The 17158-nt window shown below is 55.7% G+C and carries 15 protein-coding genes and 2 pseudogenes; 16 read left to right on the top strand and 1 reads right to left on the bottom strand.

Annotated features, from left to right (window positions below; genetic code table 11):
* The first annotated feature begins 4 nt into the window (after window positions 1-4).
* The 16 genes and pseudogenes from ACQ86N_RS07750 to ACQ86N_RS07675 all read left to right on the top strand — a co-directional run bounded on the left by ACQ86N_RS07750 (window position 5) and on the right by ACQ86N_RS07675 (window position 15231).
* A complete protein-coding gene (locus ACQ86N_RS07750) occupies window positions 5-610 on the top strand; it encodes a GlxA family transcriptional regulator (protein WP_431214657.1) in 606 nt (201 codons plus the stop codon).
* 291 nt (window positions 611-901) lie between these two features.
* Complete coding sequence (locus tag ACQ86N_RS07745; RefSeq protein ID WP_431214656.1) at window positions 902-1435, top strand: carboxypeptidase-like regulatory domain-containing protein; 534 nt, start codon at window positions 902-904, stop codon at window positions 1433-1435.
* A complete protein-coding gene (locus ACQ86N_RS07740) occupies window positions 1432-1824 on the top strand; it encodes a TonB-dependent receptor plug domain-containing protein (RefSeq protein WP_431217317.1) in 393 nt (130 codons plus the stop codon). Before ACQ86N_RS07745 ends, ACQ86N_RS07740 begins: the two co-directional genes overlap by 4 nt.
* Window positions 1749-4112 (top strand): SusC/RagA family TonB-linked outer membrane protein, encoded by a 2364-nt coding sequence (locus tag ACQ86N_RS07735; protein WP_431217316.1) that lies wholly within the window; start codon window positions 1749-1751, stop codon window positions 4110-4112. The genes ACQ86N_RS07740 and ACQ86N_RS07735 overlap by 76 nt, the downstream gene beginning before the upstream one ends.
* A 20-nt stretch (window positions 4113-4132) precedes the next feature.
* Window positions 4133-4894 (top strand): RagB/SusD family nutrient uptake outer membrane protein, encoded by a 762-nt coding sequence (locus tag ACQ86N_RS07730; RefSeq protein WP_431214655.1) that lies wholly within the window; start codon window positions 4133-4135, stop codon window positions 4892-4894.
* A gap of 150 nt (window positions 4895-5044) precedes the next feature.
* Entirely contained in the window at window positions 5045-6049 is a 1005-nt protein-coding gene (locus tag ACQ86N_RS07725) for a RagB/SusD family nutrient uptake outer membrane protein (RefSeq protein WP_431214654.1), read from the top strand.
* A 22-nt stretch (window positions 6050-6071) separates the two neighbouring features.
* The gene (locus ACQ86N_RS07720; RefSeq protein ID WP_431214653.1) at window positions 6072-6542 is read left to right on the top strand and encodes a DUF4959 domain-containing protein; all 471 of its coding nucleotides are present in this window, start codon (window positions 6072-6074) and stop codon (window positions 6540-6542) included.
* On the top strand, window positions 6451-7359 hold the full coding sequence (locus tag ACQ86N_RS07715) for a DUF5126 domain-containing protein (RefSeq protein ID WP_431217315.1): 909 nt from the start codon (window positions 6451-6453) through the stop codon (window positions 7357-7359). Before ACQ86N_RS07720 ends, ACQ86N_RS07715 begins: the two co-directional genes overlap by 92 nt.
* Before the next feature lie 16 nt (window positions 7360-7375).
* Window positions 7376-8587, top strand: a complete 1212-nt coding sequence (locus ACQ86N_RS07710) for a DUF4998 domain-containing protein (RefSeq protein WP_431214652.1) — start codon at window positions 7376-7378, stop codon at window positions 8585-8587.
* Between the two features lie 26 nt (window positions 8588-8613).
* Window positions 8614-9886, top strand: a pseudogene (locus ACQ86N_RS07705) (glycoside hydrolase family 95 protein); the annotation flags it as partial.
* Window positions 9887-9923: 37 nt separating this feature from the next.
* A complete protein-coding gene (locus ACQ86N_RS07700) occupies window positions 9924-10952 on the top strand; it encodes a glycosyl hydrolase family 95 catalytic domain-containing protein (RefSeq protein WP_431217314.1) in 1029 nt (342 codons plus the stop codon).
* Window positions 10841-11509 (top strand): annotated as a pseudogene (locus ACQ86N_RS07695) (glycoside hydrolase family 27 protein); the annotation flags it as partial. The gene ACQ86N_RS07700 and the pseudogene ACQ86N_RS07695, both read left to right, overlap by 112 nt.
* Window positions 11406-11807, top strand: a complete 402-nt coding sequence (locus ACQ86N_RS07690) for a hypothetical protein (protein ID WP_431217313.1) — start codon at window positions 11406-11408, stop codon at window positions 11805-11807. The pseudogene ACQ86N_RS07695 and the gene ACQ86N_RS07690, both read left to right, overlap by 104 nt.
* Complete coding sequence (locus ACQ86N_RS07685) at window positions 11756-12928, top strand: sialate O-acetylesterase (protein ID WP_431217312.1); 1173 nt, start codon at window positions 11756-11758, stop codon at window positions 12926-12928. The genes ACQ86N_RS07690 and ACQ86N_RS07685 overlap by 52 nt, the downstream gene beginning before the upstream one ends.
* On the top strand, window positions 12841-13950 hold the full coding sequence (locus tag ACQ86N_RS07680) for a sialate O-acetylesterase (protein WP_431214651.1): 1110 nt from the start codon (window positions 12841-12843) through the stop codon (window positions 13948-13950). The genes ACQ86N_RS07685 and ACQ86N_RS07680 overlap by 88 nt, the downstream gene beginning before the upstream one ends.
* Window positions 13951-14214: 264 nt before the next feature.
* Window positions 14215-15231 (top strand): GntR family transcriptional regulator, encoded by a 1017-nt coding sequence (locus ACQ86N_RS07675; protein WP_431214650.1) that lies wholly within the window; start codon window positions 14215-14217, stop codon window positions 15229-15231.
* Here the strand turns inward: ACQ86N_RS07675 and ACQ86N_RS07670 are convergent.
* Window positions 15223-17154: an alpha-galactosidase gene (locus ACQ86N_RS07670; RefSeq protein ID WP_431214649.1), complete on the bottom strand. Its 1932-nt coding sequence runs from the start codon at window positions 17152-17154 to the stop codon at window positions 15223-15225. The two genes, ACQ86N_RS07675 and ACQ86N_RS07670, sit on opposite strands and share 9 nt — an antisense overlap.
* Window positions 17155-17158: the final 4 nt, after the last annotated feature.

The raw sequence follows: 17158 nt of genomic DNA, 5'->3' as shown, positions 1-17158 counted from the left end.
CAACGTGATCGGAAAGAATAAGGAGCTCATCACATGGATCACAGAACAATACAACAACGGCGCTGAGATCGCCACCATCTGCACAGGCGCATTCCTTCTGGCCTCCACCGGACTCCTCGACGGTCAGTCCTGTTCCATCCACTGGAATACAGCCTCCGACTTTAAACAACGCTTTCCCAATATCGGCATCCATACCGACCGCCTCATCACCGTCGGACCAAGAATATATACCAACGGAGGCGCATTCTCATTCCTCAACCTCGTCCTCTTCCTCGTCGAAAAATATTTCGGCAGAGAGATCGCTATCCACTGTTCGAAGATCTTCCAGATCGACATCGAAAGAACATCCCAGTCCCCCTTCTCCGTCTTCCAACCCCAAAAGAACCACGGCGACGAACTGATCAGCAAGGCCCAAACCTTTATCGAAGAGAACCTCACCGAAAAGATCTCCTTCGAAGACCTGGCCTCCCGACTGGCCATCAGCAGACGCAACTTCGACAGACGCTTCGTCAAAGCAGTAGGCAACACGCCAATGGAATACCTCCAGCGCGTTAAGATCGAAGTCGCCAAAAGACTCCTCGAAAAGAAAGGACAACCATCTTCGAAGTAATGTTCGAAGTCGGCTACTCGGACGACAAGGCATTCAGAGAAGTTTTTAAGAGACTAACTGGCTTATCCCCTTTGGATTATAAAGCCAAATACAACAGGCAGCCCATCGCCGTCTAAAAAACTTGCACCACATCCAAAATTGGCTATATTTGTAGTATAGTATAGTATAGAACAGCCGGACGCTGCGCACATGTCGCGGAAAGGCCACAGCCTACCACTACACTAACCAATACTAAAACGTTACTTGCTTATGACAAATCTCTACGATTTGCGCAAACGGCTATTTCCCCGTGTGCCAATCATTCTCGTCTTCTTCTTTCTCTCCTCTATTACCGCATCCGCACAAAAACCCATCACCGTCACCGGTACAGTGGTCGATTCGACAGGCAAACCCCTGACAGGCGTAAGCGTCGTAAACACCAGCAGAAAGAATTCGGGTACCTACACCGACAGCCACGGCAGATTCATCCTCGACGTCGGCCCCCGCTCGGTTATCGAGTTCTCCTACGTTGGCTTCACCGACCAGCGGCTGACAATAACGGAATCGACAAAAGAAGTAGCCCTCGTGATGCACCCGGTCGCAGCCAACATATCAGACGTCGTCGTCACAGCCTACGGTCGCAAACAAAGAAAAGAGGCCGTCGTCGGATCCGTCACCAGCATCGATCCGACTGAGCTTAAGATCCCCTCCAGCAACCTTACCAACGCACTCGCCGGCAGAGTCGCAGGCCTGATATCCTTCCAGCGCGCCGGCCAGCCCGGCCGCGACAACGCCAACTTCTTCGTCCGCGGCGTCACTACACTCGGCTATAGCGCCAGCCCCTGATCCTCGTCGACAACGTCGAGCTCAGCGCCAGCGACCTCGCCCGTCTCCAGGTAGACGACATAGCGTCCTTCTCTATCCTGAAAGACGCCAGCGCAGCCGCCCTCTACGGCGCCCGCGGCGCCAACGGCGTCATACTGATCACGACAAAAGACGGCAAAATTGGCAAGGCAAGGATCAACGTCCGCGCAGAGACCTCCATCTCCGAGCCCACAAAAAAGATACAGCTGGCGGATCCCATATCCTATATGAAAAACTTCAACGAAGCCGTCACCACAAGGAATCCACTGCAAACACCCCCTTTACCCCTAACGATATCTTTAATACGCAGCAGACCATCGACAAGGCCCCGGGAAACAGCCCCTATATCTTTCCCGCCGTCGACTGGATGAGCACGCTCTTCAGAGACCGCACCACCACCAACCGCGCCAACTTCAGCGCCAGCGGCGGCTCCCAGCTGGCCAAATACTATATGTCCGGGTCCTATTCCAGAGACAACGGCATTCTCCAGGTCAACCCGGTCAACAACTTCAATTCAGGAATGAAGTACGAGAACTACCAGCTGCGCGCCAACATCAACCTCAGCCTGACAAAATCCACCGAAGCCGAAGTCCGCCTCTGGGGCAACTTCAACGACTATACAGGACCGATAACCAGCAGCCAGGACGGCTTCTCCACAGACCTCTACGTAAAGGCGCTGCATACCAGCCCCGTTGCCTTCGCGCCGTACTACCAGCCGGACAGCGCAAACCGACTGACACATCATATCCTCTTCGGCAACAACCCCGGCCTCACCGGCGGCCTCCTCGACAACCCATATGCCGACCTGATGGACGGATACAAGAGCTTCTCCGAGTCCAGAATGTCCGCCCAGTTCGAGCTGACGCAGAAAATTGACTTTATCCCAGGCCTCAGCTTCCACGGCATTTTCAGCACCAACCGATACTCCTACTTTGACCTGACCCGCTCGTACAAACCTTTCTACTACGGCATCGGCTTCTCCGATCCCAAAACCGGCTTCTACACCCTCAACTGGCTCAATAACAAACCCGGTGACGCTCAGGAATTCCTCAGCTACTATCCCGGTAACAAGACCGTCTATACCTATCTCTACCTGCAGGGCACCGTGGACTACAGCCACAGCTTCGGCAAACATTCCGTAGGTGCAACGGTCATCGGTACCCGCCAGCAAACCCAGTACGGCGACGCCAACGACCTGCTGAGCTCTCTGCCCTACAGGAACCTCGGCGTTTCAGGCCGCGCTTCCTATTCTTTCGACAGCCGCTACTTCATGGAATTCAACTTCGGGTACAACGGGTCGGAAAGATTCGCCCCCAACCACCGCTATGGCTTCTTTCCGACCATCGGCGCCGGATGGGTGATATCCAACGAAAAATTCTGGGACGGCGGCATAGCCAACGTCATCACCCGGCTCAAACTAAGGGGCAGCTATGGCCTCGTGGGTAACGACAACATCGGAAGCCAGCGCTTCTTCTACCTCTCGAGCGTCACGCCGGACGACAACAACCAGAGCAACAGCAGCGCCCCCAACTACAACCCGCTGTTCTACTCTTCCTTCGGCAACACCAATTCATACACGCTGTACGGAACGACCATTCAGGCCTATCCTAACCCCGACGTCACCTGGGAACGGTCGAAAAAGAGCAATATCGCCATTGAGGCTACCATTTTAAAAGACCTCAGCATCACCGCGGAGATCTACCACGAATCCCGCTACGATATCCTGATCTCCCGCGGGTATATTCCCGTATCCGTCGGTATCGAGAATACGGCCAATGCCAACCTCCAGGCCAACCTGGGCAAAGCTACCGCCAACGGTCTCGACCTGAACCTCACCTACAACCAGCGGATCTCGAAAGACCTCACCGCCCAATTCCTAGGCAACCTCACCGTCACCTCCAACAAGGTAGTATACACCGAAGAGCCCCAATACAAGTACGGCTACGAATACAGAAAAGGAAAGCCCATCAACCAGCCCTACGGCTATATCGCCGAAAGACTCTTCGTCGACGATAAGGAGGCCCGGAACGCCCCACCCCAGAACTTCGGCAACGGCATCCCACCTCAGGGCGGTGACATCAAATACAGGGACGTCAATGGTGACGGTATCGTCGACGGCGACGACCAGGTAGCGATCGGACTGCCCCAGACACCCCAGATCATCTACGGCTTCGGATTCTCCCTGCAATACAAGAATTTCGACCTCAGTACCTTCTTCCAGGGCCTGGCAAGGGAATCCTTCTTCATCAACCCTACAGCCAATACCGACATCTCTAACGGGATCTATGGTACCGCTCCCTTCGTCAACAACGCCCAGCTGCTGAAAGCCTACGCCGACAATCACTGGTCCGAAGGGAACCAGAACCTCTACGCGCTCTATCCCCGCCTGTCTACATTTAATGCGATCAACAACCAGCAGACAAGCACCTGGTGGATGCGCGACGGCAGCTTCCTGCGCCTCAAATCAGCAGAGGTCGGATACTCCTTCCCCCGCAGATGGATCAAACGCGCCTACATGGATAACGCAAGGATCTATCTTAGCGGCCTGAATCTGCTGACTTTCAGCAAATTCAAACTTTGGGATCCCGAGATGGCCGGTCAGGGCTTCGGCTATCCTATCCAGCGCGTGTTCAACGTCGGCCTCAACCTCAATTTCTAATCCGCACAAATCATCATAAAATGAACTACAAAATACTGCTGGTGTCAGCGCTGTTACTGTCCGGGGCGTCCTGTAAGAAATACCTCGACGTCACGCCCGACGACGTGGCAACCCTCAACAGCTCATTCGCCAACGCCAACGAAACGCAATCCTACCTCGTCGGCAACTGCTATTCCATAATGCAGCGGCTGGCCGACGTCGTACGCAATCCGGGCTTTACCGCCTCCGGCGAAGTCATCATCCCCACCGACCTCCCGGCCAATCAAAGTCTTCCGGGCAACGGACAGGACGCGGGTTTCAATCTGATGCGCGGCTTCCAGAATGCCCAAAATCCGTTGATGAACTACTGGGACGCCTACAACCAGGGCCTAAACATGTGGCAGGCCATCCGCTTTTGCAACACGTTCCTCGACAACGTAAATACCGCCCCCGACCTCACACCGGACCTCAAAGTAAGGTGGATAGCCGAAGCGAAATTCCTGAAAGCATACTACCACTATTGGCTGATCCGCATGTACGGCGCAATCCCTATCGCCGACGCCGCACTTCCGGTCAACGCACCTTCCGACCAGGTAAGGCAAAAACAGCAACCCGTCGACTCCTGCTTCAGCTATGTCGTTCGGCTGCTCGATGAGGCAATCCCCAACCTCCCGCCGACCATCATGAACACGATCACAGAAGACGGCCGCATCACCCAGGTCATCGCACTCGCCGTAAAAGCAGAGGTCCTCGCCACCCAGGCCAGCCCCTCTTCAACGGCAACCCTGACTACGCCAGCATAAAAGACGTCACCGGCAGACCCCTCTACCCGGCCAGCCCCGACGCCTCCAAATGGCAGAAGGCCGCCGACGCCTGCAAGGCCGCCATCGACGCCGCCCGAGGCTTCCGGAGCCGCCCTGTACCAGTTCGTGGCGCAAAGCGGCATTACCCATATGAGCGATTCTACCAAAAAGCTGATGAATATCCAGGGCGCCGTAACAGACAGCTGGAACGTCGAACAGATCTGGACGCTCAACCCCGGATTCGGATACCAGATACAGGCCTGCCCCCGCGTTACATCCGACGCAACGACCGTCTATAACTTCTTCTCCAACTTCTCCGTCCCGATGGGCGAGACCGAACTGTTCTATACCAACCACGGCGTACCCATCAGTGAAGACGTTTCATGGGACTACCCCAACCGGTACAAGGTCGTACAGGGCGACGACGCCAACGGCTACTATGTCAAAAAAGGCTATTCGACGAACAAGGGCAACCTCAACAGGGAAGAAAGATACTATGCCGACGTCGCCTTCGACGGCAGCATCTGGTTCGGCTTCGGCAACACCGACGACAACAATCCCAACTACATCAACGCCGTCAATGGCGCCGCATCGCCGAGCGACCCCATCTCCTACAACAGCACCGGATACTGGCCCAAAAAGCTGGTGCCCTATCTGACAGCCTCCGCCAACAGCAGCTTCGTCCAAAAAGGCTACTCATGGCCCTTCATGCGACTGACCGCCCTCTGGCTGCTCTACGCCGAATGCCTCAACGAAGCCAACGGCCCCACCGCGGACGCCTATAAATGGATAGACGCGGTACGCACAAGAGCCGGCCTGCCCGGCGTTCAGCAGGCATGGTCGACCTATTCGAGAAACCCCTCCAAACCGTCTACAAAGGAAGGCCTCAGGGACATCATCCACCAGGAACGCAGGATCGAACTCGCCTTCGAAGGCCGTGCAGGCTGGGACCTCAGAAGATGGAAAGAACTCCAGAACCTCTTTGCGACACCGTTCGTCGGATGGAGCGTGCAGACACTGGCCAAGACAACTTCCGCCTACTACAACCTGCATACCGTCTACCAGCCGCAGTTCGGACTGAAGGACTACCTCTTCCCGATCCAGAAATACGACCTGCTGGTCAATTCCAATCTCGTCCAAACTCCCTACTGGTAAAAACACAAAAACGAATTATTATATGGTATCTGCAATATTCAAAAAACGGCAACCCTCGCCATCATGGCTCACAGTCCTGACGATAGTCTGCCTCGTGGTCGCCTCCTGTAAAAAGGCCTCCGACTACAACGCCGTCACTTCGAACGACAAAACGAAACCAGGAGTGGTCTCAAATATCAAAGTCGTCAACTTCAACGGCGGCGCCTATATCACCTATACGCTCCCGGATTCGAAGAATATCCTCTACGTACTGGCCAACTACCAGATCAACAGCAAGACCAGCCGTCAGACAAAATCCTCCTACTACTCCGACAGCATTACGGTCAGCGGCTTCGCGGACACCATAGACTATAAAGCTGGTGCTGTGGACCGTTTCCCGCGCAGAGGTAAAGTCGGACTCGATAGTAGTAACGGTTCATCCCAAAACACCGCCCTACAAGCTCGTCTATGCAGCCCTGGCGCTGCAGGCCGACTTCGGCGGTATCAACATTAAAACGACCGACACCACCAGTGCACCGGTCGGCATCATCACCCTGCTCCCCGACCCCATCACCAGCAAATACCAGATCCAGGACCAGCACTATACCGGCGACGCGTCCATCGACTACAGCCTCCGCGGCTACGATACCATCCCGAAGAAATTCGGCCTCTACGTCACCGACCAGTGGGGTAATGTCTCCGACACGCTCTTCCAGACCATCAAACCCCTCTTCGAGACGATCCTCGATAAGTCCAGATTCCAGGCATACGTACTCGCCACCGACGTAGGCAACTACCAGAACGGCCTCTTCAACCTGAGCAACCTATGGGACAACAACTACGGCGAATTCTGCTACAATACTCAGCAGCCCATACTACCCACAGGCGCCAAGCCAAATATCTGGCCTGCATGGGCGACATTCGACATGGGCCAGACTGCAAAGCTCAGCCGCTACGTCGTCTGGGACAGGGTCGGAGACGGTAATATATTCGTATGGAACTCCGGCGCACCCCAGACATGGGTCATGTGGGGCAGAGCCGACGTCCCCCAGGACGAACTGATGCCATCCGACACGGCACACCTGCCCGCGGTCGGCAGTAAAACTCCAGGCGGATGGGTCAACCTCGGCCTCTTCAATGCGCCGCCCAAACCCGCTCACAACCCCCTGACCAACGACGATATCCAAACATGGAAGAACGGCTTCAGCTTCGACTTCTCGATCGACCTTCCCAAAGTCCGGTATATCCGGTTCGAATGCCTGCAGACCATGGGCGGCACCAACAACTATTACAACATGAACGAAATGTCGGTATACGGAAACCCATTTTAACCAACATCAAATTATTATGAAGTACTATACAAGAACCCTTCTCATAGTCCTGCTCCTCTGTAACGCGTTCTCCTGCTCGAGGAAACCGACAGATTTCAGGGCCTTCCTCAACGGCAGCGAGAAAACATACCCCGGCGCCGTCAGCGCCGTCGCTATCTCACCCGGCAACCTCAGGGTGAAACTGACCTGGCACCCAAGCCCGGACCCCAGCGTCGCCAGATACGTGGTCTACTGGAATAACTATGCCGACTCTCTCGTCATTCCCGCCAGTAAACACAACCCTTCCGATACCGTCGGATGCCTGATCAGCAACCTCCAGGAATACAACTATACGTTCTTCATCAATTCCTATGACAACGCCGGCAACAAGTCCATCACGACCGAACTGGACAACGTCCGCATCTACGGGAGCATCTACCAGAACTACCTGCACAACCGTCCCGCTAACCAGGACACGCCCTTCGTGATCAGCAGCAACAATTCAGACGTAACGATCAATTTCCGGAGACCCGATTCGATCAATATCACCACGGTGATCAAATACACCGACAACACGGGCGCGCAGCAAACACAGATCTCCCCGGACAGTACTGCGATCCTGCTCCCTAACTTCAAATTTGGCACATCCGTCCTGTACCGGTCGTCTTATATCCCGGTGAGAAGCGCTATTGACACGTTCCTGGCAACCGGCTATGACACCTTCCCCTCTATCTTCAGGATCGTACAGTGCGACAAAAGCCTGTTCAAAGAGATCCACCTGCCCAACGACATGAACGCCGGTTTCGGCACCTCCATGAGCCAGCTCTGGGACGGAGCCACACAGCCAAAAGGCTACCCCGACATCTTCCACTCCGACGGCTCCGCGCCCTTTCCGCAGCACTTCAGCTTCGACATGGGCACTACCTACAACAACCTGATCCGCGTCCAGGAAATAGGACGCAACTGCTGCCACAACCCCATCGACTTCGAGATCTGGGGCATCGCCGATACCACCGGGGCAGAGACTTTGCTCCCAGGCAACGACCCCGGATGGAAGAACGAAGCAGTAACAAAAGGCTGGACCCTGTTAAAAGAAGTGGTTCGCACGGACGACGGCGTCGCCCCGGTCAACGCGGACCTGATCTCCAATCCGCCGCCAGTACGCTATATGATGGTCCGCATCTTAAAAACTACCGACGACCCCAGCTACGTCAACCTCAGCCAGCTGACATTCTGGTTCAAGCAATAATCGCGCAATCCGTAAGTTTGAAAATTATGACGTTCAACTACAAGCTATTTTTAACATGGGCGATCGCCTGTCTCTCACAGACAGGCATCGCCCAAACTCATCTTCATCCCCTCCACCTCTGGTATAAAGAGCCCGCTGCCCAATGGGAGGGCGCCCTCCCTCTCGGCAACGGTAGGCTCGGTATGACCCCCGACGGCGGCGTCACCACAGAGAACATCGTTCTCAACGACATCACGCTATGGTCCGGATCCCCCAGGACGCGAACAACTACGACGCCTACAAAAGCCTGCCGGAAATAAGACAACTGCTCTTCGAAGGAAAGAACGACCAGGCACAACAACTGGTGGACAAGAACTTCATCTGCAAAGGCCCCGGCTCCGGAGGTCCTCAGTGGGGCTGCTTCCAGATGCTGGGAACCCTGAAGCTCGACTTCTCCTACGGAAGCGGCGGCGGCACACACACCAACTACCACCGCCAGCTCTCCCTCGACAGCGCCATCGCCACCACCACCTACGAGGTTAACGGCGTAAAATACAGAAAAGAATATTTCACCTCCTTCGGCACCGACGTCGATATCGTCCGGATCTCGTCCGACAAACCCGGAATGGTCAACTGCGCGATATCCATCGACCGCCCCGAAAGAAGATCCATCACCAGCAACGGTAACACCCTCCTGATGGAAGGCCAGCTCGACAACGGCACCGACGGCAAAGGCATGAAATACCTCGCCAAAGTGCAGGCGGTACTGAAGGACGGCAGCCAGCACACAAAAGACAACAAGCTCATCATTAGAGGAGCAACAGAGCTAACGCTGTATGTCTCGGCTGGTACCGACTTCAACAACCCGCAGTACGCCGGCAACACGACACAACTCCTGGCAAAAGCCAGTAGCCAGCCCTTCGCGACAGAAAAGAAAAACCATATAGCCAATTATCAGCGCCTCTTCAACAGGGTATCCCTAAACCTCGGGCCCCAGTCCCGGGACGACTTGCCAACCAACGAGAGACTGATCGCCTTCCAGTCAACGCCGGCAGCCGACAACGGACTCGCAACCCTCTTCTATCAGTTCGGCCGCTATCTGAGCATCAGCAGCACCAGGGTCGGTCTGCTGCCACCCAACCTGCAGGGTCTCTGGGCGAACCAGATACATACCCCTGGAACGGCGACTACCACCTCGACGTCAACGTAGAGATGAACCACTGGCCCGTCGACGTCGGCAACCTGTCCGAACTCGACCTGCCCCTAGCGCGACTGGTGGAAGGAATGGTACCCTACGGAAAAAAGACAGCCCGCGCCTACTATCAGGCCGACGGCTGGGTAGCCCACGTCATCACCAATCCCCTGGCATTTCACGGAACCGGGCGAAAGCGCCTCATGGGGCGCGACAAAATCCGGCTCCGGATGGCTCTGCAACAATCTCTGGCAGTACTACGCCTTCACCAACGACACCGCCTACCTGCGCAGGATCTATCCCATCCTGAAAGGAGCAGCCGCTTTCTATAAGGACATGCTGATCCGCGACCCCAAAACAGGCTGGCTCGTCACCTCTCCCTCATCCTCACCCGAAAACGCCTTCATGCTGCCCAACGGCAACCACGCCAGCATCTGCATGGGCCCGACCATCGACAACCAGATCGTCCGCGAACTTTATAACAACGTGATCGCCGCCTCCACACTGTTTCGCATCGACAGGTCCTTCAGGGATACGCTGCAGACACAGCTGTCGCAAATACCTCCCCCGGGACGAATAGCACCCGACGGCCGCATCATGGAATGGCTCGAGGACTATCCCGAAACCGAACCCCACCACCGGCATATCTCCCACCTCTATGGGCTCTATCCGGCCAACCTGATCACGCCGGACAGCACCCCCGACCTTGCAGCGGCCTGCAAAAAGACCCTCGACGCCCGGGGCGACGACGGCCCCAGCTGGTCCATCGCCTACAAAATGCTGATGTGGTCGAGGCTTTACGACGGCAACCGCTCCTATCTGCTCTTCAAACACCTCATGCGCCCCACCTTCGCCACCAATATCAACTATGGCGCCGGAGGCGGCATCTACCCCAACCTGTTCTCGGCCGGCCCGCCCTTCCAGATCGACGCCAACTTCGGCGGAGAGGCGGGACTCGCCGAAATGCTCATCCAAAGCCACGCAGGATATATCAACTTCCTGCCCGCCATCCCCGACGAATGGCAACAGGAAGGGGAAGTAACAGGACTCAAAGCGCGCGGCAACTTTACCGTCGACTTCAAATGGAAGAACGGCCGGATCACCAGCTATCACGTCTATTCAAAACAATCCCGTATCTTAAAGGTCAGGCTCAACGGCGAGATCCATACCGTCAAAACCAGCCCAATCAGATAACAACCATGCGAAAACACATTTTCCCATTCCTACTCGCGGCATCACTCACCTGCAACGCCCAATCCACATCCCCGATAGGCCACCCCTCCCAATCCACACCCCCGATGGGCTGGATGTCCTCGAACAGCTTCGGCCCCAACATCGACGAATCCGTCATCCGATCAACCGCCGACGCCATGGTTACCTCAGGCATGAAAGCCGCAGGCTACCAATATATCTTCATCGACGACGGTTGGGTCAGCGGTCGCGACGCCCAAAACAACCTCGTCCCCGATTCTAAAAAATTCCCCCATGGAATTAAGGCCCTGGCCGCCTACGTACACTCCAAAGGCCTCAAACTCGGCATCTATTCCGACGCGGCGCCCCTCACCTGCGGCGGATTCACCGGAAGCCTCGGCTTCGAGAAGCAGGACGCCACCACCTTCGCCTCCTGGGGTATCGACTACCTCAAATATGACTACTGCAACGCTCCCACGGACGTCGCCACGGCAAAAGCCAGATACAGAGCGATGGCCGACGCCCTCAACGCCTCAGGCCGCACCATCCGTCTGGGCATCTGTGAATGGGGCGACAGACAACTCCTGGCTATGGGCAGCGGAAGCCGGAGGCACCGTCTGGCGAACCACCGGCGACGTCCGCGACAAATGGAAGGCAAAGCCCGGAGAAGAAGGCATGGGCATCCTCAACATCGTCGACATCAACGGCGGCCTCGACCGCTTCGCACAAAAAGGACACTGGAACGACCCCGACATGCTCGTGGTAGGCCTGTACGGAAAAAAGGCCCCGCCTCCGACCTCGGCGGAATCGGCTGCAACGACCAGGAATACCAAAGCCAGTTCAGCCTATACTGTATAATGGCCGCACCCCTCACCGCCAGCAACGACCTCCGCAGCCTAAGCGACGTTACAAAGACGACCCTCACCAACAAAGAAGCCATCGCGATCGACCAGGACCCACTCGGCATACAGGGCAAACGCATCGTCAACGACTCCACCCGCGCGATATTCACCAAACCCCTCGCAAACGGCGACATCGCAGTCGCCATCCTCAATAAATCAGACAGATCTCAACAACCCAATCTCAACTGGAACGACCTCGGCCTCGCCTCCGGCGGCACATACGAAGCCCGCGACGTCTGGACACACGGGACCACAACACTCAACCAAACAATAGCCCCCCACGAAACCAAACTCCTGAGACTAAAACACACTATCACTCAGGTCAGCCTCCCCCACATCTTCAGCGACAACATGGTTTTCCAACGCGACCAACCCGTAAAGATCTGGGGCTACGCACCCAACAACAAAAAATTGACCGTCACCTTCCACGGACAAACCCGGACACCGGTCGCAGGCGCCAACGGAAAATGGTCAGCCACCTTTCCCCCAACCCCCTACGGCGGTCCCTTCGAACTAAAGATCGCCGGCAGCACCAATAGCCTGACCTATAAGAACATCATAATCGGCGATGTATGGGTCTGCAGCGGCCAGTCCAATATGGAATTTCCCGTCTCCGGATGGTCCAGCGTCAACAACTACCAGTACGAGATCGCACACGCCGAATACCCCAATATCCGGCTCTTCACCGTGAAAAAGAGCATTAGCGGCAAACCCGAAGAAGACGTAAGACCCGCACTATGGCAGGAATGCAGCCCCTCTACCATCAGCCCCTTCTCGGCCGTCGGCTACTTCTTCGGAAGGCAACTATACCAAACCCTGAAGGTCCCCATCGGCCTCGTCTTCTCTTCATGGGGAGGCACCGACATCGAATCATGGATCAGCAGGAACAGCCTCGACACCAGCGCGGAATACCACGACGCAGTAAAAAACCTCCCGGTACTCGACATGGATTCACTGCGGGATAACCTCGGAAAAAGATCCTCCGGCTGGTGGATAACGTACAGGGGCACCTGCCCGATACGACAGCCATCGGCGCCTGGAATACGATATCCTTCGACGACAGCAAATGGCCGGTAATGCAGCTCCCCGGCCTCTGGGACAACCAGCAGCTCGGCAACATGTTCGACGGTCAGGTCTGGTTCAGAAAAGAATTCGAACTCAAACCCGGCTCACTCACCGGCAACTCACCCTCCAACCCTTCACCCACCATCCTCACCGGCAACACCCCCACCAACCCCGCCAACACCGACACCGTCACGCTCTCCCTCGGTACCATCGACGACAACGACCAAACCTTCGTCAACGGCATCTCCGTCGGCTCCACCAACGGCTACAACCTCAGACGCATCTACAAAATACCGCCCGGGATCCTCCACGAAGGCAAGAACGTTATAACTATAAAGGTCGACGACACCGGCGGCGGAGGCGGCGTCTACGGCAACATCAACGACATCTGCCTCGTCTCCGGCTCAACCCGCACCGACCTCTCCGGCCCCTGGAAATTCCAGGTGGCAGCCGTAGCCACCGGCCACGCCAACATCGGCCCCAACAGCTATCCATCCCTCCTGTACAACGCCATGATCCACCCGATAACACCCTTTCCTATAAAAGGCGTCATCTGGTACCAGGGCGAGAACAACGCCAAACGCGGCTACCAGTACCGGAAAGCCATGCCCCTGATCATTGAGGACTGGCGCAGCCACTGGAAGGAAAAAGACTTCCCCTTCTACTACGTACAGATCGCCAGCTTCAGCGCAGACCACGGAAATAGCAATACCGGCAGCGCCTGGACCGAACTCCGCGAGTCCCAGACCCGGACACTATCAGTCCCCCATACCGGCATGGCCGTAACCACCGACATCGGCGAGCCCAACGATATCCACCCCAAAAACAAACAGGACGTCGGCAAAAGACTGGCAATGCTAGCCCTCAGAGACACCTACGGAAAACACGTCGTCGCCGAAGGCCCCAAATACAAATCAATGGAAATAAAAGGCAGCCACATCAAATTGCGCTTCACGGGATCCCCCTTGCTGCCGCAGGCAACCTCACCGGATTCGAACTCGCCGGCCCCGACAAACACTTCTTCCCGGCAATAGCCTCTCTCACAGGCGACCTGGTAGACCTATACGCTCACGAAGTCCCACACCCCGTCGCCGCACGGTACGCCTCGGGCCGACGACGCCAGCAAATCCAATCTGTTCAATAAGGAAGGTTTTCCCGCCACACCATTCCGAACCGATCGATGGCCGGAAATCACAAAAACCGTAAAATATACAATATATTTGCAGTAGCACAGTGTAGTATAGCCCCAACCTACCGGAGCGGGCTATACGCCTGAAACAAAAAAAACATCTTTATCTATGCGCGACGTATTCCAGGAAATACGACAGTTGGAAGGCATAGCAGGACTATCGAAACACGAACAGCTGGTTCAGGGCATCATCAATGCCATCAACGACAAGATCCTCTCCCAGGGAGACATGCTCCCCTCCGTCAATAGCCTGATCCGCGAATTCGGCTTCGCCAGAGAAACCATCGCCCGCTCTTACAAAGACCTCACCAGCCGCGGCATCGTCGAGTCCAAGAACCGCGTCGGCTTCTACGTCGCCAACGGCGACACCGAAAAACAACTGAGACTCGCCCTCATCATCTTCGCCTTCGACAGCTTCCAGGAAGTCTTCTACAAGACATTCCGCGACCTGCTCGGCGAAACAACACACGTAGACGTCTTCTTTCACCACAACAACATCGACGTCTTCGAAAGCATCATATCCAACGTCAGAGGGAAATACGGAATGTATGTCGTAGCGCCCATCCCCCACAAAAGGACCGCCGACATCATCCATACCCTCCCCATGTCCAAATTCCTCATGATCGACCGCTACGAACCCATCGGCGGCGAATTCTCGCACATCACCCAGGAGTTCGAACGATCCTCCTACGAAGCATTCAGCAAACTCAGCTCAACCATCAGCCACTATAAGGGCATGGTGTACTACTACCGCCCTTCTTCCGATACGCCTATCGAAATACTCAACGCCTACAAGAAATTCGTAAAAGATTATAAGGTGAAAAGCACCATCGCAACCAACTACGAGCCCGGCTCCATCCAGAAAGGATACGTATATTTTACCATCAATAATACCGAACTCTGGGCCATGCTCAAAGACTGCGTGGCCAAAGGACTGACCCTTGGAAAAGACGTGGGCATCCTCTCACACAACGACGACGTCGTCAAAGAGATCATCTGCAACGGCATCACCACCTATTCGGCAGACTTCAAATACATGGCCGAAAAAGCCGCCGAATTCGTCCTCCGCCGCGAGCCGGTCCGCGAAACCATCCCCACCATACTTATCCGAAGAAATTCACTTTAAACGATACAACTTTACATCACTCGCCGGCACCACTACCCTAAGCTGTCCGACAACATCCATTGCCCCCGAACCAAACAACTCCGTGGCGTTGCACGATCCAATACCCAGCCGCGACAGCGGCAACGAATACTCCCGATCCTTATCACTATAGTTAAAGAACGCCACATACCTCACCCCGTCAAGCACCTGCGTAAAAATATTCACTCCTCTGTCTCCCGTATTCGCCTCCACCGGCCTCCAGCTGACCCCCTTCCTCGCAATACCCAGCATCTCCTCATTCTGTAACAACGACTCCGCCATCCTCCGCCACTTGCCGGGAATCGAATAGTCATCCCCCGTGGTCAGCGTACCCGTCACCAGCGACGCAGCCAGCCTCGCCCGGTTCATACCATCAGGCGCCACATTGAACACGACATGATCCGCGTCGATAAAATTATACATACGCCCCAGCCACCAGCCATACCCCGTGCTGTTCAGCGTATACTCGGAATTGTCGATCGCCGAAAACGCGTCACACGCAATACGTCGCATATGCACATACCTGCTCGTAGCGAGATTCGGTGAGATAGCGGCATACATCAGCATACTCCCGTCAAGTACGCTGTCGACCAGCGACATTCCCCGGCGAAAAGCCTCCATCCCCGTCGTCACGGAAGGATCATAAAAATGATCCGCCTCGACCGCCCCATGCCCGAGAAAATCCACCTTGATCATCTCGAAACCAAGCGCCTTCAGTCTGCTCAGCACATGCACGATCATCCACCGCGTGCCCGGATGCGTCGGGTCAAGAGCCCTGCCCCCATCGATATCCACGGGCTTCCCGTTTTGCCGCGTCCACGCCTGCTCATACCGGTAATTCGTCCCCGCTATCGGCCGCTCACTCTTCCCCCACTCTGCAAACGGCGTCCAGTATACTCCCGGATGCATCCCCTTCTCCCGGCAATAAGCGACAAATTCCCGGAGCTTGCTCACATCCCCATCCAGACCACCCGGCGTCATATTATCCCAGAAAGCATCGAGATCGATAAAAAGACTGCCATCCGACCGCCGGAAGCCGATGACCGAATCATGCAAAAAATCCACAACCCCCTTCACCTTCCCCAGCGTCAGCTTATCCTGTATCGCACCCCAGCTGTTCCAGACGATCGGCACCGGCTTGTCCCAGCCAAATACCACCCGCGGCCCGAGCCGCATGTTCAGCCAGGCATATTCTTCCATCCCGTTCCTCCAGTCGGCCCAGCGGCCAACCACCATCCGCGGACTTCGGCAATAGCCATTCATCAGGCCCACCATCCCATGCGGCACACGATCATGGGTGATCGTCGTATCGGAAAGACCCGCAAACAGCGACACCGAATCCCCCACATCCACTCCACTCTTCCAGACATCATGCTCGAGCGAACCCATGACAATCCCCTCCCTGGTCGAGTCATTATAAACCGCCGTGACCTCCGAGCTCATAAACCTTCCCTTCCCCCGATCACGCGCATCATAGCGAACATACATATCGTTGTCATAAGGCACTTTCAAAGCCCGCATATTACCTCCCGCAAATGCCCCCGTCATCACGGACATATAATTACACTTCGCTCCCCCGACCCTCACCTCCATCTCAACATAGTCCTTACCCGGATAAACATAGAACAACTGCCGAAGCTTCCCCGTGCTCACCGTATACAAATTCCCCGTCCTCACCACCTTCCTCGGCGACGAGGCCACCCGCGAATCGAACACCCCGTCCCCCTTGCACAATGCATACGCATCACCAACCACCTGCCGTCCATTCAGGACCAGAGAGTACACCCCGCGGTTCAGGTCATATACGATCCTGTTCGCCTTTCCGAAACTCCAGACCTGCTGCCCCGCCACTACACCCGACAACACAAGGAATACAGCCAACAATAATATACGATTGCCAGACATAGTT

The sequence above is a fragment of the Puia sp. P3 genome, assembly GCF_050632245.1.
Lineage (GTDB): Bacteria > Bacteroidota > Bacteroidia > Chitinophagales > Chitinophagaceae > Puia.
The sequence above is the reverse complement of the archived record's forward strand: the minus strand, read 5'-3'. Positions and strand labels throughout refer to the sequence as shown.

Excerpts from the sequence above, each read along its gene's own strand:
- ACQ86N_RS07710 (WP_431214652.1), top strand. The coding sequence starts at position 7,376 with ATGAAGTACTATACAAGAACCCTTCTCATAGTCCTGCTCCTCTGTAAC.
- ACQ86N_RS07730 (WP_431214655.1), top strand. The coding sequence starts at position 4,133 with ATGAACTACAAAATACTGCTGGTGTCAGCGCTGTTACTGTCCGGGGCG.
- ACQ86N_RS07720 (WP_431214653.1), top strand. The coding sequence starts at position 6,072 with ATGGTATCTGCAATATTCAAAAAACGGCAACCCTCGCCATCATGGCTC.
- ACQ86N_RS07690 (WP_431217313.1), top strand. The coding sequence starts at position 11,406 with ATGACTACTGCAACGCTCCCACGGACGTCGCCACGGCAAAAGCCAGAT.
- ACQ86N_RS07675 (WP_431214650.1), top strand. The coding sequence starts at position 14,215 with ATGCGCGACGTATTCCAGGAAATACGACAGTTGGAAGGCATAGCAGGA.
- ACQ86N_RS07670 (WP_431214649.1), bottom strand. The coding sequence starts at position 17,154 with ATGTCTGGCAATCGTATATTATTGTTGGCTGTATTCCTTGTGTTGTCG.
- ACQ86N_RS07725 (WP_431214654.1), top strand. The coding sequence starts at position 5,045 with ATGAGCGATTCTACCAAAAAGCTGATGAATATCCAGGGCGCCGTAACA.